This window comes from Botrimarina hoheduenensis, from assembly GCF_007859815.1.
GTDB classification, from domain to species: Bacteria; Planctomycetota; Planctomycetia; order Pirellulales; family Lacipirellulaceae; genus Botrimarina; species Botrimarina hoheduenensis.
In genome coordinates, this window is record NZ_SJPH01000001.1 from 965,639 (window position 1) to 986,581 (window position 20,943).

At 65.9% G+C, this 20,943-nt stretch carries 2 protein-coding genes; both read right to left on the reverse strand.

Annotated elements, in window-relative coordinates; translation table 11 throughout:
• Positions 1-188: 188 nt before the first annotated feature.
• Positions 189-2,891, reverse strand: a complete 2,703-nt coding sequence (locus Pla111_RS03775; RefSeq protein WP_146571483.1) for a hypothetical protein — start codon at positions 2,889-2,891, stop codon at positions 189-191.
• 646 nt (positions 2,892-3,537) lie between these two features.
• Positions 3,538-20,676 carry an SdrD B-like domain-containing protein gene (locus Pla111_RS03780; protein ID WP_197524718.1) on the reverse strand — a complete coding sequence of 5,713 codons (17,139 nt, stop codon included), beginning with the start codon at positions 20,674-20,676 and terminating at the stop codon, positions 3,538-3,540.
• Between the last annotated feature and the right edge of the window lie 267 nt (positions 20,677-20,943).

Consider the following 20,943-nt stretch of genomic DNA (forward strand, 5'->3'; position numbering starts at 1 on the left):
AAGAGTTGCAATAGTCGCTATTCGATGACAACCGTTGCTACGACTTGCAAGCGAATTCGCTCCGTAGTAGATTCCGTTTCAGCCTACTAACGAAGAGTTTTCAGCGCGCGGGGTTCGGTCTCTCATAACCTCGAGGTCGTCGGTGTCTGGTGAAAGTATTCGCAATAGCAAGCAACGGAAGTCGTCGGTCAGACGCAGCGCCGTTCCGCGTGACCGCGCGGCGGTCTCCCCAGGCGTCGTCGAAGAGACCGGCCAACCGCCGCGATTAACAGCAGCACTGCGGTATTTGGCTCGGGCACGGCGCGGCTCGCCGCAGCTTCGCTGACGGGACCGGGAGCCACCTGACCGTAGTTGCTGCGCCAAGCAAAGTAGTCGATGAGATCGACCACTCCATCGAAATTGCTGTCGGCCGGCAGCCCAAGGCCGGCCTGACCCTGCGTGTCGCGCCAGACCGTGTAGTCGGCGGCGTCGACAACGCCGTCAGCATTGTAATCTCCCGCGAGCGCCGGGACCACGGCCAGCGTAAGCGCTGTCGGCTCGTAGAATAGACGCCAATCGAGCCGCGTGCTGATCGTCGGGAACACGGTGTTCGTCAGCAGATTAGCAAAGCCAACCACCGGAATGAAACCGGCGCGGACGATTGCGAACGTGTCGCTCAGACTGGGAGGAAAGCCGCCCAACGAGGCGATGTCGAGCGAGCCGTTGAAGTCGGCCGTGCCGGCCACGTTCAGCTCATCGTACTGACCGCCTGCTGTACCGCCAATATCGATGGCGAGCACGCCACCGGCGAGTTGCGTATAGCCGAGCGTCACGTCGGTGGTCCCAATGGTATTGCCGCCCGGGGCCAATGTCCCGCCGGAGTTGATTAGCTCGCCATCGAAGGTGTCCACCTGGAGCGTGCCGCCCGTGAAATTAAGACCAAAGCCAAAACCACCGGGAGTCGGCGGCGCAAACTGCTCGATGGTCTGGGCGGACAACACGCCATCCGTCAGATCGACCGTGGCCTGTCCCCAGACCTGAAGCGTGCCGCCGACATCGAGCCGCGCGTTGTTGACCATCGCAAGAGTGCCGACTCCGCCAGTAGCGCCAGGCAGGCAGCAGCCGGCCGACGGCGTCGGCGCGCTGCCGACCGTGACCGTGTCAACCGTCCAATGCGCATTGTCCAGCACCAGCCGCCCTTCGGAAGTTGGCCGAGGCGCGATGGCGCCGGCAACCGAGCTCACCGAGCCGTTGGCGATGGTCAGCATCGGCTGACCGTAGTAGGGGCCAACCGCGACGTCCAAAGCCAGATCCAGTTGATTGCCGGCCAGGTCGAGCTCCACATCCCCCTGGCGAGCGCTCAGCGACTGATAAGCGTACGCCCCCGTGGGCTGGGGTGGAAAGAAAACGCCGTTCGTCACGCCGCTCAGGTCCGTGGCGCGACTGAAGACCAGGTGTTCGCTGGGCTGCGGCGCTCCGCCGCTTGCGGTCTGCCACCTCAATGGATCGTCGAACAAGCCGCCCGCGGCGTCGTTCCACCGCGCTTCGTTCGGCAGCGGAACGATGAGCTCCGATATCTGCGTTGACCAGCGATCGACGGAACTGACGTACTCCTGGCTCGTCCAGAAGATGCTGGGATCCGCCGGATCGACGGTTGTCGAGCTGTAGTCTCCCCAGCGGTTGCGGTTCAGGGAGTCTAGTCGCAGATAGTCGTCGACACCCGCCCGCAGCAACATGGGTTGATCGAAGGTCGTCAGTCCGCCGACTGTTCTGCCGACCATTGCGTAGCTGCTGGCGAACTCGGTTGCGCTCGTCCCGGTTACGCCGATTACCACGTCGCCGAACTCGTTGACCGCGATCGATGGGAACGTCAGGGATCGCGAAGCGGGGTCCACGATGATCTGGCTCTCCAGCACGGCGTTTGTCGCGGCGTCCACACGCACATACCGCACCGACGCCAGTCCGCCATTGTCGACGGACTGCACGCCATAAAGTTGCCCGTTGTGTAGCACCGTGTTTGCGCTGAAGCGACCGTCGTTGGCTTCGATATTCTGCTTGGGGCCCGGCTGGTCGACGGTGGGCGGGGCCGCTAGGCCGGGCACGCCAACCACGCCGACGTTCGTCACCGACGGCGCGCCGGGCGAAACGACCTCCGCGCGATACAACTCGCCCGTGCCAAAATCGTGCATCAGCACCGGAAGGCTAGTGTTGAGAGCTAGCAGGTTGCTCGCGTCCACAGCAAGCTGCGGCGACAGGGCGTTGGTCCCCGACGGCCGCGGCACGTCTTGGAGTTGCTGCAAGCCCACGATGCTGGGTGTCGATTGGAGCAGGCCAAACTTCGGCAACACGAGGAACGACATCCTCGTCTGCGGCGCCGTGAGCGGAGACATGTTCGCCGACAGGAACACGGCTTCGGGGTTGTAGCCGATCATCGGAAAATCGGCCCAGTTGCTGTCGTCGGCGTCGGAATCGATTTTGAAACCGGTCCACGGCTGCGTCGGATCGGACGAGTTAGAGACCGCGAACAGGAAATTGTTAGCGCCGCCCCCGTTGTCCACGGCCACCGCATACCAGCGCCGCGCGTGCGGGTCATAAACCACCCGCGGGTCGAAGGCGCCGCTGCCGCCGGTCGGCGTCTGCCCGGCGTTGTTCCAAAACTGGTTTAGCGTGCTGGTCTGCACCCGCACGCCATCGCTCTTGCGATAGACGCTGAAGCGTCCGTTGATTAGTTCGACGAAGTGATCCACCCCCGCGGCGCCCATCGTGTCGGGCGTGCGGAAATTGCTATCGACCAGAAACGTGCTCCCGGTGAAGTTCTGACCGATCGCCACGGGATAGAGCTGCGCGAACGCGGCGGCTGGCCAGGTCAGCAAGACGCACAACGTAGCGAGGACGCACTGTCGGCGAGACATGCGACGACCTCCCAAGAAGACCGTCCCGATCCGCCGCTGCCGACCAGAACCTACGCGTGTCGACGGGCGAGGGACTGACGGCGTTATAACCGATGGAGCGTGCGATTAAAATCAAATTCCAGCAAGGATTTCGCGCGAAGTGGCCCACGACGCCCTGTCCTTGACGCCATCGCTAGCTCGTCACTATTCGTAGTCCTTATCAAGGTTAACGGCTGAAGAACCTCTGGTGATGAAATACTGACGCGTTAGTCGCCTCGCAGCTCTAATCACGGAGGATCTTCAAGAATCGAAGCGGCTTTGCCAGCAGGGCAGGGCGGCTGGACTGACGACGGATTCGAGGCGAGACTTTCGGCCGGAGCGTGTCAGGCCGCCATACGTTCGTAGTGCTTGAGCACGCCGCCGAGCCAGCAAGGTACAAAACTCAGCCGACACGAAACACCACGCGTTTTAGACAAATTCGAGTGCTCGGTCGAGCACTCTCGGCCGAGATCTTCGGTCGTGGCCGAGGTAAGTAAGGTGGTTTAGCAAGCGGATAGGGAGTCGAGACGGAGGGAACGCGGCAGCCGTGGCAGGTCGCCTTTGTGAGGGCGGTGGGCTAGTAAAACCGACGGTGCAACCTGACGATCGACTACCTCGGCGCAGAGAATTATGTCTCGCTACCCCAATCCGACAGCGCACGATCGAAGGTAAGCCCTCGCAAAGTCGAATAGGCGCCATCCGCGGACGATTCTTCCGTCTTGCGCTGACGCTTGGTCGGTGATTGCGGATCATCGACCGAGGCGTCAAGTATTGCCATCGCTGACCAGTCGTTCTGAATCAGAAGGAGATTTCTGTTGAAGGCCGAGGTCGATGTCTTCTTGCTTTGGGCCGTAAGTTGCGAACGTATTATTGGGGTAATCGAACCCTCTGCGTGGACATCTTGCGCGATCGCGAACGCGAGGTCAGCGATCGAATCACCTGAGATGAGCGACGCGGTCAGCGTGTCGCCGAAGTCGGAAAACACAAGGTCATCGACGGGACTGCCGGAAGTCGTCGAATCGTAGATGAGGGTGTCGGAGTCACCGTCGTCAACAACCGTTAAGGGGCTCAGTGAGAAGGGTCCCCCGATGGAGCCGGTGCCAACGCCCGCGGCGATCAGGGCCTGGCGGAACGCGCGGTCACGTGTCGTCGAAGCCCAAACGTCACGGATTTCGAGCCAGGCCGAGAGGTGGGTTGAATCGACACCAACGTTGTCGTAGGCGGTTACTCCGGAGACGACGATATCTTCTTCGTTGTCGTCGGCGTTGATCGTGTCGGCGTCGTCGCCACCGATTAACACGTCGCGCCCGGGACCACCGAGGAACAGCCGCTGGAGCCCGATGTCGAGCCCTACGCCGTCGGCCCCGGTACCACCGTGGAGGATGTCGTCGCCGGCGCCCCCTTCGAGCCAGTCATTGCCCCCTTGCCCAATCAAGAAGTCGTTCCCATCCCCGCCAAAGATCTTGTCCCCGGCGGCGCCACCGACAAGGAGGTTGTCTTTCACATTGCCGGTCAGGACATTGCGAACCGTAAGGCTGCCGATGATGTTCTCGAACTCGATGTCACTCGAAATGTCGATCGGTAAGGTGATGGTAAGCGCCGAGATGTCGATGGTATCGACGCCGCCCGCGGTTGCCTGACCTGCGGAGACAATTCCGTTGAATTCGGTGAGTGTCACCCCAGTAAAGCCGGGCGTCAGCACGTAGCGGTCGTCGCCGGGGCCGCCGTACAAATCGTCGGAGTCATTGCCGCCGGCGAGTACGTCGGCGCCGCGTCCCCCGTACAAGGTGTCGTTACCGCCGAGCCCCGAGAGGTTATTGCCGAGTTGGTCGCCGACGATCACGTCTGCTTGGTTGCTGCCAATGACATCGCGAAAGCGAACAATCGACGAGGCCCCGGTCGCCGTGTGGGGGCCTATCGCCGGCGTGACGAGCGGGTCGTCGCTGAGGTTTACCTGGATGCCTACGGTATATGCCGAGTAATCGAGCGTGTTTCTGCCGCCGCCTCCGTCGAGGGTCGCCCCCGCCGGGAGTGTGGCCACCCCTACAAAGTTGACGAGGTCGTCGTCGCTTCCCGACAGCACATTCTCGAAGGCGTTGGCCGCGGTGAGCACGTTGCCGGTCGAAGGGAACGTCACGGAGAGCGCCCCGGTCGCCACGTTGAAGACCAGGTTGGTCGTCACCTGGCTGAGGTCGAGTGTGTCGGATTCCAAGGGGGGGCCGGTGTCGGCGACCGAGTCGCTGCCGTCGCCATCGCGGACGACGACCGTGTCGTCGCCGTTGCCGCCGTCGAGGTTCAGGTCGTCGCCGTGGCCGCCGATCAAGAGATCGTCACCATCGCCCCCCAGGAACCCTGTGGCGCCGTCGTCGCCGTCGCCACCCAGCAAGGTGTCGTTCCCGCCACGTCCGTCGAGCAAGGGGTCGTCGCCGAGGCCGCCGTCGAGGACGTTCGCACCCCCATCGCCGGTGAGCGAGTCACCCCCCTGGCCGCCGGTGACGTTCTCGAACTCCGCGACGCCGCCGGGCGCCCCGGTCGCTGCGCCCGTCGTCAGGTTGACGGTGACGCCGGTCGTGTAAGCCGAGTAGCCGAGCAGGTCGATGCCCGGGCCCGCCTCGATTCGGCCCCCGGGGGGGAGCGTTGCACCGTCGGCGAACCGGAAAACATCGTCGGCCTGCCCGCCAAGGATGAGTTCGAAGTCGCTCCCGGCATGTGTCACCGTGTTCGGACCGGACGTGACGACGAGGCTGCCGACGAGGGCGTCGAGTGACGTAGTAACCGCGGAGAAGTCGACCGTATCGAAACCACCGGAGTCGGCGATCGTCGCGTCCCCCCAGTTGTCGTGGAACACAATGCGGTCGTCGTCGGCGCCCCCGTCGGCCAGGTCGGCGACCCCAGGGCCGACGTGGAGGATGTCGTTGCCGGCGCCGCCGCGGACATCGTCACTGCCGTCGAGTGCGGTGAGGACATTGTTAGCGGCGTTGCCGAACAGCAGGTCATCGTGCAAAGTGCCGACGACGTTCTCAAGGTTCATCTCCTCGCCAGCCACGGCGACCGAGACCTGCCGCCCCCCGCCGCCGGCGTGCAGGGCAATCTGGTTGGCGGGGAGCGCCCCCGACAGGTCGACCGTCACCCCCACGTCGAGCGTCGAGAAATCGAGGGTGTCGGTCCCCGACAGGGGGCCGGCGCCCTCGTTGATGGTGTCCAGTTCGGGCAGCGCGGTCGTCACGGGGCCGAACAGGTACGTGTCGTCGCCGTCGCCGCCGGCGAGCGTGTCGTCGCCCGCGCCGCCGACAAGCAAGTCACCCGAAACGCCGCCGGTGAGGGTGTCGTTCCCTCCCAACCCGACAAGCGTGACGGGGCCCGAGAATGCCGCCGCGGTGATCGTATTGTTCGAAGCCCCGCCGGTGAGGGCGCCGCGCTCGATGCTCGCGAGCGTATCGACCCCCTGGCCGGTGAGCAACGTGTTGGTGAGCACCTGGTTCGTGTTGACCGTTTGGCGGACCTCGTCGGTCCCCTCGCCGCCGTGGATAAAGTCGTCATCCACACCGCCGCCGACCACGCCGAGCATCGGGTCGGCGCCCCACAGCACGTCGTCTTCCTCTTGGCCGAACAGCCGGTCGGAGCCCCCTTGGCCATAGATCGTATCGCGGCGTGTGCCGACGCTGATGACCGTTGGGTCGGTGACCAGGTTGTCGCCACGTACGATGTCGTCCCCCGCCTGAGCGAAGATGCGGTCGTCGCCGTCCGGCAGCGGGGTCGGTTCGTAGTTCGCGAACTCGACGCCGGCCACGGTCTGCCCGGGGCCAACCTGAACGGTCACGCGACGGTCGGCCGCGGTGAAGGACGTTTGACCGACGTTCGCCAGCGCCGCCGACAGGTCTGCCTGGTCGACCACGCCGTTGCCGTTGAAGTCGCCCTGCGCCCAACCCGCCGCTAGCCCGCTCCCCAGCAGGTCCCACTCGGCGACCCTCGCCAGGTCCGCCAGGTCGTGGAGGCCGTCTTGGTTGGTGTCGCCCGGCTGGCTCAAGCCTGCGGCCGACGGCACGGTTTGGCGCCACCCGTCGACCAGCACCTCGCCCACCGTGTAAATGCCCGGAGCGACGTCGTCGAACCAGAACAGCCCGCGCTCGCTGATTGGATCGACCTCGCCGTCCTGGTTGACGTCCATGCTCATCGTGACGGTCGATGTCACCAGGGCGCCGCTCGCGTCGTACAACTCGATCACCCAGCCATCCAGGCCCACCTCGCCCGGGTCGCGCTTGCCGTCGGCGTTGGCGTCGTGCCACTTCTGGCCGTGAACCGACGCTACGCGAGTGGACTGGTTGCCGAAGTCGACCTCGAAGTACGACTCTTGCCGCCCGAGGGTGATCTCCCAGTTGGTTGTTCCCGGGGCGGGGGACAAGACCCCGCCCATGCCGAAGCCGCCGATGGAGGTTTGCGTCCAACCCGGCTGCTGCGTCTCGGAGACCGTGTACGTTGCCGACTCGAGGTCGGTGAACCAGTAGGCACCCGTGGCGTCGGTCGTGGTCGTCAGCACGTCGTTCAGATCGATGAGGCCGTCGTGATTGAAATCCGCGCCGGTGAGCGTAATGGTCCAGCCGGCGAGACCCACCTCGGCGGCGCCGCGGAGGCCGTCGCCATCCGTGTCGTGGAACTTCGTGCCGTGGATCTCCCCGGTCGCTCCGAGCGGTGTCAGCCCGTAGCAATCCTGCGGGAACATCGCGTGGTCGGTCAACTCGGCGCCGGTCAGGGGGATGCTCCACACGGCGCCCTTGTCGATCGCACCCTCGAACTCTTGGCCACCCCACAAGAGCCGATCTGTCGCTTCGATACCGATGGGTGCACCGACCGCGACCGAGTCAACGAACGCACCATCGACATAGAGCGACAAGTCCACCCCGGAGCCGATGACCGCGACGTGGGACCATACCCCGGCCGGCATCGGGAACGCCGTGCTAGCCGCGATCACCGACCCGCCGGAGAGCGTCTGAAGCCTCACGAGCCCGTTGGCCCAGCGAACACGGAAATCGAATCCCGAAGCGAGTCCCTGGGTTTCGACAATCACGCCCCCGAGGCCTTGGCTCGGCTGCACTAACGCCTCGACGGTGAACTCGGAGAGGCTCAAGTCGCCGGTCATCGTGGTCGAGACCCAAGCTCCGGGCGAGACAACAACTGCGCTGCCGACTTGGCCGGATGTGTAGGTCACGTTCACCGGGCCGGCCGGTACGAGGTCGTCGCCCGCGGCGCCGACGTTCTGCGTGAACCCGGCCGCCGTATCGATCAGGTCGTTCTCGAAGTTCCAAAACGCGACGAGCCCGGCCGTCGCGGCTGCGGCGGGTTCGGTCGCCGGGAGGGCCGCGTCGCCATTGTTCGCGAAATCGACCCCCACGACACCCTGTCCCGGGGCGACCGTCACGACATGGTAGCCAGGAACCGCCGGGTAGACCTGCTGGTAGCCTGCGGGGACCGACTCACGCACCTGCCACGTGCCCGCCGGCACGCTTTGGATCGTGTAGCCCCCGTCGGCGCCGGTCACGGCAAACGGCTCCAACGCCGGGTTGTGCGAGCCATCGCTGTCCAGGTCGACGTAGATTGTCACCCCCTGCATCGGTGTCGCGAGGTCGTCCGGCAGGCGGTTGCCGTTCTCGTCGAAGACCTTGACCCCAGAGATGGACCCAGTCTGTTGCTCGTTCGGTGCGTTGCCGAAGTCGATTCCTTCACGGGTTTCACCGATGGCGAGGGAGAGTGCGTAGAAACCCGATTCGGGGAAGGTCGGGTGGAACCCATCGACCGGCGTCTCGCGAATCACCACTTCGCCGGCTGGCAGCCCGTCGAGCCAGTAGTGCCCGTCGGAGGTGACTTCAACGAACGACTTGCCGTAGTTGTTTCGCCACACCGCGTAGTCTTCGCCGTCGACGTCCCCGTCGCCATCGCCGTCGGCGCCCTTCGGCGTCGTGCCCGGGACGTAAACGGCCAGCGCGTCGCGCCACACGGTGTAGTCAGCGGCGTTGACGGACCCGTCGCCGTTGTAGTCGCCAAGCGGCGGTGTGGTGGTCGTTACCGAATGCGTCACCGACGTTGGTTCGCCCAGGTCGAATGCACCGTTGCTGTTGAGGTCGGCATAGATCACCACGCCGTTGAGCCCCTCTTCGCCGGGGTCGCGGACGCCGTTGCCGTTGGCGTCGAGCCACTTTTGCCCGTGAACCGAGGCCGCCGGGGCGTTGCCAAAGTCGATCCCCTCACGGACTTCGCCGATTGCAAGCGTGAGCGAGTAGGCCCCGCCAATGGGCGTCGTCGGTGTGAGGCCGGGGTACGGCGCCTCGCGCACCGTGACCGATCCCGCCGGAAGGTCCTGCAGCCAGTAGTGGCCGGTCGAAGCGACAACGGCCGCGGTTTGGCCGTAATTCTGTTGCCACACCGCGTAGTCGAGCGCATCGACAACGCCGTCTCCATTGCCGTCGGCTCTCAAGTCGCCCGGCACGCCGCCGTCGAGCGAGTCGCGCCACACGGTGTAGTCGGCGGCGTTGACGGACCCGTCGCCGTTGTAGTCGCCCGGTTGCGGGAGGGTCGACGCTACGGAGTGCGTCACCGACGTCGGCTCGCCTGGGTCGAGCTCCCCGTTGTTGTTGAGGTCGGCATAAATCAGCACGCCGTCGAGCCCCTCTTCGCTGGGGTCGCGGAATCCGTTGCCGTTGGCGTCGAGCCACTTTTGTCCGTGGACCGAGGCCGCCGGGGCGTTGCCGAAGTCGTAGCCCTCCACCACCTGGCCCGACGTGAGGTCAACCATCCAAATACCGCTTCCGGCGACGATCGGCGTTGGGAAGGTCGGCGTTAGACCATCGGTGACGACCTCGCGGATCACCAGGGGCGAACTCCCCGGTGGCAGCCCATTAAGCACGTACTGCCCGGTCTCGTCGATCCCTTGGGTATTGGGGTCGTCGAGCTGAGTGATCGTCTTCGGCTCGCCTCGGTCGAGGAGGCCGTTGTTGTTGAGATCGGCGTAGATAACGACCCCCGCCAGGCCCGGCTCGGGTCCCCCGGGGACATCGGCGTTGCGCTGTCCGTCGCCGTTGCGGTCGAGGAACTTGAGCCCCGTGACCGTTGCCGGGCGGTAGTTGCCGAAGTTTTCGGTCGTGACCCCACCCGCCACGGCGGCGACCGTCACGGCGACCGTGTCGCCCGCGCGGAAGAGGTTCGGCGCCCCGCCGTTGACCGTGGCGCCGTTGATGACGATCGACCAATCGTTGAGGCGGCCGCAGATCCCTTCGATATTGTCGCGCACTTCGAGCGTCCACTGACCCGTCGCCGACTCGCCAATAAGCGACGCAAGCGATTCTGCGGGCAGGAAGGCCGAGACCGACGGGTTCGCAGAGATGTCGGCGATCGCGACCGTCGCGGCGTCGCTCAACGTGATCCCGGCGAAGTTCTGCACCGAGCCCCCGACGCCGTCGAGCAGAGTCACCCGGGCGCCCGACGGGGCGATCAGGTCGATCGCCAGGTCGCTGCGCAGGGCGTGGTCGATGTCGAACGTCACCGAAACGCTTGTTACGGCGCCCGGGACGGCGCTCTGGGCGTCGGAGCGGAGAGCCGTGTAGCCGTCGTCCGGCAGTACGACAAACGTGCCGGGCTCGGTGAGCCGCGGCGAGCTTTGCAACCACCCGGCGAGCGCCACCTCGCGCACCGCATAAACCCCCGAGGGGAGGCCGGTGAACTCGTAGAACCCGCGCTCGTTGGGGGTGAACCGTTCGTCGGCCTCGTCGATCGTGAACCCGTCGTCGAGGTTCGACAGCGGGTTGTCGTCGCCGTCGTTGTCGATCCCGTCCGAGCCGCTCCCGTCGAGGTCGATCGCAAAGGTGTGTGTGGAAGCGACAACGGCGCCGCTCTCGTCGAGTAGCTCGATCACCCAATTGTCGAGCCCCGGTTCGCCGGCGTCGAAGACGCCGTCCCCGTTGACGTCGTGCCACTTGCGGCCCTGGATCGTCGCGCCGTTAAAGCGGTTGCCAAAGTCGTACCCGGTCGCTTCGTCGCTGTCGGCGAGCGTCAGCGTCGCTCCGCCCGCGGTCTGCACCCAGTCCACCTGCGAGTCTTCCGAAAGGCCGTAGTCGCCCGGTTCGAGGCTGGAGAAGGCGTAGGCGCCGCCTGCGTCGGTAACGGCCGAGTCGATCACTTCCCCGTCGGGATCGAGCAGGTTGATCGTCCACCCCGCCAGCACGGGCTCGCCGGCGTCGCGGACGCCGTCGCCGTTGAGGTCGTTGAACTTCTCGCCAGCGACACTGGCGTTGGTCGGTGGGAGCGTGACGATGACTTCGGTCGATTCGCACGATTCGAGGAAGAAACCGCCGAGGCTCTGCGTGGCGGGGACGCTGGCCAGGATGTGGGCGAGCCCAGCGTCGGCGGTGCCGCCGTAGATCTCGTCCGGGCCTCCGCCGGCGCAGATGAAGTCGTCTCCCGGGCCCCCCTCGATGTACTCGGAGTAGAGGGCCGAGACCTCCGCGACGCGGTGGCCGACGATCGCGTCGTCCCCCCAGCCGCCGAACAGCCTGTCGTCGCCGTCGTCGCCAACCAGGAAGTCGTTGTCCTCTTCGCCCCACAGCTCGTCGTCGCCGTCGGTCGCCGTGTAATCGGGGGTCTCGCGGGCGACAACGTCGGCGTACAAGTCGACATCCAGCAGCACCGCGGACACGGCGGCGGCGAGCGGCGCGCTTGAGGTCCCCAGCCCCCCGGCGAGCACGTCGTTGCCGCGTCCTCCAAACAAGAGGTCGTCGCCCAATCCGCCGATGACCACGTCGATCCCCGAGCCGCCGCGCAGCGTGTCGTCCCCATGGTCCCCCATCACCAGGTCGGCGCCCGTTCCTCCTTCGACAAGGTCGTCCCCCCCCTCGCCAAAGAGGAGGTCCCGGCCCGCGTCGCCGTACAGGAAATCCCCCAGCCCGCCGCCGTAGATCACGTCGTCGCCCGCGCCCCCGTGGACCTCGTCAACGCCTTGCAACGCGGCGGGAACGCCCGCTTCTTTCAGGTCGGCGTAGACGGTGTCGTCGCCCGAACCAGCGTAGACCAGGTCCCCCCCGTCGCCGGCGTAGACCAGGTCGTCGCCCGCGCCGGCGTCGATCGTGTCCGCCGCGCCAACGCCCCACAACGCCGTGTCGTTGTTCCCCGCTTCGAGGTCGCCGTAGATCACGTCGGCGCCGGCGCCGCCGAACAGGAAGTCGCCCGCACCACGCCCGAAGATCGTGTCGTCGCCCCCCCCGCCGTCGAGGAGGTCAACGTTCTTCGTGCCGTGCAACACGTCGTCGCCGGCGCCGCCGAACGCGACGACCGGCACGGTGACGTCGATCAACTCGAGGCGGTCGTTGCCGACCCCGCCATCGAAGTAGATGCGTTTCACGCCGCTGTAGCGGCTCTCGAGCCCGAGCGCGCGCACCACGTAGACGCCCGACATGCCGTTCGACACCGACGGCGGGACGAGTTCCTCGACCTCGAAGGCCTCGCTCGTGTCGGAGGTGGCCCCCGGGCCGCGAAGGCCCGCGTAGGCGCCGGCGTGCAGCACCAGCGTGCCGGCCGTGTTGAAGTCGGCGAACGACGGGTCGAGCGACGCCGCGCCGGCGATCCCCGGGAGCGTCTCCCCCTCGCTGACGTGCCCGGTCTCGTACTTCGGGCACTCGTGCATGAACGCGAAGAGCACCTCGTTGATGAACTCTTTGCTGCCGGTCGAACCGGTGATGGTGAACTCCCACACCGCACGGACGATCGCGCGCACCTCGCCGTGCAGGTCGAACAGGCACTCGATCCCATCGTTGCGGACGATCGCGGCGATCTCGTCGGCGTGCAGCTTGCCGTCGTTGTCGCTGTCTCGCCAGTTCGCGAAGATGTCGGCGCGGATCTCTCCCTCGACCCCCGCCTTGACGACCAACAGGTCCAGGAGCGCCGCAAGGGTCACCCCCACCCCCACGCCGAACTCGTCGATGTCGGCGCCGACGAAGACGTCCTCGCGGTCGCCAAAGTAGAACCCGTGGAAGAAGTTCCCCGTCTCCAGGCCGTGGCTGTCGTAGCCCACCGAGATGTCGGCAAAGATGTTGGCGTTCAACCCCACCCGCACATTGATCTTCGGCACGGGGATGACCGGGAACTCCGCCTCGAACGTGAACGGCAGGTCGAACCGCGGCAGTTTCCAGCTCACCACGTCGAACGGCTGGCCGAGGATCATATTGACGATGTTTGTCGGCTGTTCGATCAGGTGGATCTCTACACCAATCTCGTGCAACCGATCGAGGAGGCCCGCCAGTTTGCCCTGCACATTCTGGACGCCGTTGACGATCCCCCCGGTCAGCGCCGCGAAGAACTGCTCTTCGGCGTCCTCCGGCGGCTCGATCGCCGACGCGTAGGCGAGCGAGAACCCGGGCGTCGGGACCTCGATCAGGTCGTCCAGAACAACGAACAGGTTGTCCGAGGGATCGACGCTGGCGAGCGAGCCAACCACGTCGATGATCGTCGTGACGGTATCGACAAACTTCCGCGCCTTCGCCCCGGCCGTTGGGTTGTTGAGGAACGCGAGGTCGAGGAAATCGACCGGGCCGTTCCCCGCGGCGACCGACAACTGCGACACGCCCGGTACCTCGGTCGTCAGCAGCCTGACGACCGGCTTGATCGGCTCGATGTACTTATCGACGCTCCGCACGACCGACCCGAGGTGGTCGCTGAGGAAGTCGCCCAGGTTGATCCCCAGGTCGCGGAACTGGATCGTCAGGTCCGACAGCGTGAACTTGTAGCTCCCCGTCGAGCTGTCGAGAGTGGCGGTCCACGGGCCGGGGCCTGAGCCGCTGTCCGTCCCGATGAACAGGTCTGTCTCGACGCTCGGCAGGTTGTCGTTGATCCCGAGGGCCAGCTTCAGGTTGACCTCGGCGGTCGCCACCATCGACGCGAGGAACACATCCGTCAGCGGGCGCGACATCAGCTCGGAGAGGTGGATCTTATCGTCCAGCGTGTCGTCGGTGACGTCGATGGTCAACGTCCCGTTGATGTAGGTGCCGGTGTTGCTCCCGCTGAGGATGTCGGTCGCCGACAGGCTGAGCCCGAACAGGCCGAGCTCGAGGCTCGTGGGCACGGGGGCGCCGGGCACGCTCGTATCGACCGACAGGCCGGCGTCGATCACGAGGGACAACTCGGGCGTCGTCGTGGTGAGGCCGTACGCCCCGGCCTGGTGGTCGAGGAAGTAGAACCCCTCGGTCCGCGAGACCCCGACCCCCAGCGCGACCGCAAAGTCCCAGCCGAACTTCACTCCCCCCTCGCCCTGGAGCGGGAAGTTCTCGTTGAAGTTGAAGTCGAGCATGAACTCTTCGCGGCCGCCGAGGGCGACGTCGATGTCGAAGTGGTTCTCGTCGAGATCGACGTAAACATCCGCCAGGTCGATCGTCGCGTTGCCGCTGCGGTCGGCGAGCAGCCGCAGCCCGCCGGGGCCCAGCTTCTCGAAGATGAATTGCTGCACCGCCGCCTCGACGTCGTCGAGCGAACCCGCCGTGTTGCAGAGGAAATCGAGGAACGGGATCGTAAAGTTGTTGCGGATCTTGCCGACGAAGGTCTCGTCGATGTCCAGGCCGTCCCCCGCGAGGGGCAGGTTGGCGACCGACTCGGTCATCGCCTGCTCGATCTCGGCCAGCAGCCGGTCGATCCCCGCGACAATCGTCTTGAGGTCGAAGTCGAGCTGGAACAGTCTGCTGAGCCCGTCCGCGTCGAAGGTCACCTGAGGCTGGAGCAGGTGGTTGAGGCTCGCCGCGACGACCAACAGATTATCGACGTCGTTGCCGAAGAGTTCCGCGTCGAACGAAGCGAGCAACATCCCGCGGATGTCGGTGTCGACATCGGTCATCGCGCCGATGTCGCTGAACGCGACCGCCCCCAGGGCGTTGCCGAGCGGGGCGTTCGGGGTGAACTGCAGCGAGAAGCTCGCCGGGTGGTTCGCCGCACGCATCAGGTCAACGTTGCCGCTATCGACGCGCGTCCCCGGGGTGTTGGGCTGCGGCGTCTCGGGGGTGGGGGGGGCGTGGTCACCCTTCGTCTGGTACTCGATGACAATCTCGGTCGCCTCGGTCACGAGGTCGATCGACGAGTAGAGGATCTCGAGCACCGGCGGTCCGCCCGAGCTGAGTCGGTACTCGCCGTCAGAGAACGACAGCACGTCGGCGTCGCCGGTCGTCGAGTTCTTCACGACAACGATCATCGAGCGGCCGTCGTCGTCGTGCGCGGTCGAGCCGCGGTAGTAGACCGGCGTGCCGTCGAGCTGGATGTTGGCAGCGGGCGCCTCGACCTGTTGCACAGAGGCGAGGGCCGTGAACTCGGCCGAGACATCGACCAACCCAAACGACCCGAAACCGGCCTCCCCCTCGGCGTGGGAATTGATCCCCAGGCCCAAATCAAGCGACGTCTTGATCAGGTCGTCCGTTGTTGAACTCGGCGGATCGACGATCAGGAAGAAGCGGTCGTCATCGACCGTTTGGCGGGGATCGATCGCCAGGCCAAACGCGATCACGCCCCCCGCGACGACCTCCAACTCCGCGTCTAGCGACAGCGTGATGGGGCCGACCTCGGCCGTGATCGGCGTCTGAGGGGCCAGCGTCCGTTTCACGAACTGCGGCGCCGCGAGCTCGACCCCTAGGACGATCATCCGGTCTTCCCGGTCGAGTGCCGTGGTCGTGACCCCATCGAAGTCGGCGAACCCAAGCCGCACATCGACCGTCAACGGCGAACCGTCCGGGGTGTCGAAGGCGTCGTTGATCGCGTCCTCGAGGGCGTCGGCGAGGCGGTCCTCGATCGAGTTGAACGCGGGCACCTGCCGCGCCAAGTCCTTGAAGGCGACGATCAGGTCGCCGTAGCCCGCCACGTCCGTGGGGACCTGCTGGTGGATCAGCTTGCCGAAGTGCGCGACGGCGCTCAACAACCGGGCCGGCAGGCGGTCGAAGAAGTCGACCGGCGCGTCCTGGTCGGGCGGCGCGGCGACACGGCGCAGCACGTCGAGCTGCTTGAGCAGCAATTCGCGCTCTTCGAGCGACATGCCGAGGTTGGCTACCGCCGTCTCGAGCGCCAGCCGCGCCTGCTCGACGTCCAACAAATCGTCGAGGCTCAATCCGCTCACCAACCGGTTGGTCGCTTCGAGCAGGCCGTCGGCGAACTCCAGCACGTCGTCGAGCGACCGGTTGATGATCGGCACATCCTCACCGAGGAAACCGAGGTCGGGGTTGTCGCGCAGCTCGTCGACAAACCGCCCCAGCAGCGCGACAAAGTCTTCGGCACCGAGGTCTTTGAACGAGTCCCACAGGGTCGCGAAGTTCGTGTCGGCCGTGAACTGGAACTGCCCCGACGAGGTGTTGAAGGCGAATCCGAGCGTCACCGCGGGGCTGGATTCGCCGAGGAGCGTCTCGAGGTCGAGCAGATCGTCCCCGTCGAAGACGTTGACCCCGACCTCGATCGAGCCACTCCCTTGGGCGGCGAGCATCGTCGCGGAGACGATCCCGGGCAGGTCGTCGGGGGTGAACTCGCTGACGAAGATCTCGCCGCTCGAGTCGGGGTCGGTCAGGTGGACCCCCACCTCGACGGTGAACGTCAAAGGGTCGCTGTCGACGGTGTTCAGGTCGAGTGCGATCTCACCGAGCGCCGCGGTCACGTCGAACTCCGCCGCGACGGTCGCCGTGACCGTCAGGTGCTTGTGGTTCGGGGCCGCCTCGACAATGAACAGCCGGTCGGCGAGGCCCAGCCCGTGCAGCGGCGTCCCTTCGACGATATTGGCGGAGACATTTTCTTCCGCGCCGAGCACCCCCAGCCCGAGCCCGGCGGGGGAGCCTATCGTGCTCGTAGCGATGTAATCGAAAGGCGCCGACGCCTGTTGCTCTTCTCGGAGCGTGACCCGGCCGGCGGAAACGCCAAACAGCACGGCCCCGGTGGTCAAGTCGATCACATCGAGGCCGTTCGTGTCGCCGTTAATCACAACATCAACACGTGGGACGCTAGAGACCTCCGACGCGGCCTCGATCGCCGCCATCGCCTGGCCGAGCGTCTCAACACCGTCGAGGTTCACGTCAAACTTCGCGCCGTTCGACAAGACGACTGAAAGATCACGCCAATTACTTGCCGCAACGGGGACGAAGCCGAGCTGCGAGCCGCCGGTCATCGTCATGCCGAGGACCGTCGTGTCGATCGCCCTCAGCGTCAGCTTGCGTGTGACGAAACCGGACGACGCGACGGATTCGAACACCCCCGCTTCGAGGACCGTCGACAACACACGCCCGTCGCCGTCCATGGTCTGCGAGAAGAGCTTGTTCAGGTCTGCGGCCAACGACCCGACCGTGGTGTTGTCGTCCGTGTTGGGGGTCCGCTGGTCGATCGGCAGCGACAGCTCGCTGGTCAGTGGGCTTTTCGGGAGCGTCAAGGAGACGTTTTCCACGTCTCCCCCCGCGCGGGTGAACGCTAGCGAGAAGTTCGCGTCGCTTCCCACGACGCCCAGCGCCGGGGCCGCGTTCGCCGCGGTCATGCCGACGAGCAAGCCGACGCCGTCCCCCCCGTTGAGCGACGCCAGCGGGGTCGCCGGCGTGACCGTGAACCCCGCGCCGATGTCTCCCAGCTTGAACCCCACACGCATGTCGAGATTCACTTGCACGTCGAGCGACCCCTGCGCGAGCGCGGCGACCTCGAGTGTCCCCAGCAGCGACCCCAGGTTGAACCCGTCGAAGAAGTCGAGGTCGACCGCGGCGGAAAAAACGTGGTTCAGCGCGAAGTTAAACTCCAGCGTCTTGGTCGTGTCGTTCCAAACCGGGTCCGGGTCGAAAGCCGCCGGCAACGGCAGGTTGGACAACGCGTACATCTGCTCGACCGCCGCTTCGACAAACGTATCGACCGAGAAAAACCCCGCGTCCGCGATCACGCGAGCCCCTTGGCTCGCCGATACCGCCGGGGAGGTCACGCCGAAGCCCATCGCCGTAACGGCCGGGTTGCTGTTCGTCGTGGCGGTCTGGGTGACGCCGTCGGCGAACCCGAGCCGCGCGCCGTTCGCTACGACCTTGATGGACGAAGCCTCGGGGTTGACGGCGACGAGCACCAGACGGTCGTCGGCTGTCGATGTGGGGTTCGCCCCCGGGTCGACCGCGGCGACCACCGCCGTCAGCGGCTGTGCGGCACCCAAGGTGCTCACTGCGGTGAGGAACGCTGCATTCAAGTCGTCCGCCAGGTCCTCCAGCGACGCGTTGTCCTGAGTAAAGACGAACGGCGCCTCGGAGACCCCCGGCGGCGTGACGCCGATCTTCGGCACGATGTACTGAACGCCGTCGATCTCGAGTGTGAGGTTCGTGATCGCCCCGAGCGTTGCGCTGAGCTGCCCGTACTGGGCGACGTCCGGGTCGATCCCGGCGCCGTCCCCCTTGATCCGCAGCGTCGCGATCGACAGCTCTTCCACCCCGGCGCCGTCGATGCTCTCGAGCGCCAAGCGGCCGTCGTCGAGTACGACGGCCGTGACCGAATCGCTGAGCCCGGCGAGGCTCAAAGCCAGCGTCAGGTCGACCGCCAGGTCGCCGGCCGTTGTGTTGTCGGTCGTCTGCGCCGCGGCGACCCGGACGACCAACGGGGCGGCGCCGTTAATCGAAACGCCAAACAGGGCGTCGTTCGCCAGGGTGAAGGACGCCGGCGTGGCGTCGGCCCCTAGCGACACCCCCTCGCTCATCCCCGCCGCGAATTGTTCGAAGAGCCCCTCCAGATCGACCGCATCGGTCAGTTTTGACCCGAGGAACGGCAGGTCGGGCAGCGAGCCGACCCCAACGAGCGACAGCGCCACCTCGGACTGGGTGACGAACGCCGACCCGGAACTCCCTTGCAGGTCGGTCCCGTCGGTCGCGCCGCCGGCGGCGCCGCCGAGCAGCTCGACGAGGCTCTTCAACTGTTTCTTGCGCAGGCCCGAGGTGTCGATCGTCCCGGCGTTGACCGTCTGCGAAATCGTCCCCACCGTGGGGACCGTGACCGGGTTGCTCTGCCCGGTCCCATCGACGTGGCTTTTCAGGTTGTTCGTATCGACGCCTTGCGTGGTGAACAGTGTGGCGTTTGGCTTGGTGACCACCACCCGGTACGTCTCGCCCGGCGCGAGGTCGGTGAAGGCGTACGTCCCGTTGGTGTCGGTCAGCACCTCGCGGTCGAGCGCGTTGTTCGTCGCGTGGTCGAGCTTGACCAGCACCCCCTTGAGCGGCTTGTCCCCCGTGTCGAGTTCGCCGTTGGGGGCGGTGGGGTTCCCCTCTTGGAAGACGGTCCCCGTGATGACGTTCGTCGCCACGCCCGCGACGACGGCGTCGATCTGGGCGTTGCCGTCGTTCGCCTTGCCGCCGAGCGCCTGGACGCGCACGTGCTGGGCCGCCACGGGGGACCACCAGCGCGCAATATAGTCGTCCGCGTTGCTCGCCGTCGTCCAGCCGTCGTCGAACACCTGCGCGACCCGGCCGGCGACCCAACTAACGCCGTCGGCGGAAAAAAACACCTCGTAGTCGAGCGCCGCCTCGCGGCGGAACTTGGCGCTTGTGATGTCCTTCACCTTGCCGTCGTTGTCCGCGTAGCGGGCGACCTGTGAAAAGACATCGACCGTGTTGAACGACCCCCCCGTAAAGGCCGGGACGACCGGTGCGCCGGCGAGCCAGTTGTCTAGGTTGTGCCCCGTCAGCGACGGCGCCGGGGCGAGCCCCCCGATCCCCCACCGCAGCGGCTCGGTCCCTTCCGCAAGGTCGGGGCGGCGGTTCAGGAAACCTGAACCCATGGGGTCGGTCACCGCGGCGCCAGACAGCTTCGTGTTGTCCTCGACCCAGTGAAAGTCGATGCGGTCGCCGTAGGTCGCGTCGTTGCCCGTGGTGTGCTTGACGAAATAGTAGGTCGGAGTTAATTGCGAGTCGGACGCGTTGTGGACGGCGACGATGGGGCTCGCCGTCGGGACCCCCTCCACGGCAAGCCCGGCGTACGAGACCCCGGCGTTCAAGAAGGCCGTGTTCTGGGCGGCCTGCTTGAGCGTCGTCGGGGTAGGGGTCGGGCCCCCATTGTGCATCAGGTCCGAAACGAAGTTCGTGTGCCCAGATTCACTGGCCGCCGCGCGGGTATCGGGGGGGTAACCAAACGCGTTGAGGATAAAGTGGCCGAGCTCGTGAGAGAACGCGACGCCGTCCGCCTCGTTGAAGATCGTCATGCCCGATGCCGTTAGGCTGCCCGATGGGCTGAGCGCCCTCCCCCCCAGGTAGACGACGCCGTAGTGCTTGGTCCCTTCGGCGACGTACCAGTTGTTCACCACCGACGGGTCCGCGTCGCGTGTCGCCGCGACCCCCTGCAGCGCGATCTGCTCCGCACTCGAAAGCCGCAACTTCACATCGGTCGGCCCGGTCAGGTCGAGCAGATCGATCCCAACGTTTAGCACCGTGATCCCGGCCTGCGCCCAGATCTGGTTCGCGTAGTCGAAGTCGCGGGCGTACTGGGGCGTTGCGGGGCCCGGGTAACCGTTGTCGTACTTCGCATCGACGACGTTGCTATGGACCTCGACGAAGTAGTCGCTCCGGTCGTAGCCGATGAGGTTCGTTGTCGACGCCGATACCGAGGCCAGCGAGCCGTGATCGATCGCCGTGTTGATCGGGTCTGTCGGCAGCGCGCCGAGGTCAAGCTCGCCTGTCACCGGGTGACGCACATCGATCCACCCCGTACGCTCGGCGCCGGTTGTCGCTCCCGACGTGAAGTGGAGGAGACCTTGGCCCGCGGTGTAGGTCCACAACGGGGAGGCAGAGAGCAGGAGCCGCGCCTCGAGCGGTTCGACGGCTCTACCGACACGCCGTGGCGCGAAAGGACAAGAAGCAGACCGGTTCGTGCACCGGCGCTTGGGGCGTTTGCCCATCAGAGATGCCTGAAGAAGCGGGAAGAGAGGAGGAGACGATCCACAGCCAGAGATCGCGCGACGCTAGACGCTGTCACGCCTCACTGGACTCAGTGCAGATGGTTTCCGGGGGGTCTTCTCTGTCCCGCGGCGACCCGTAGACTACTC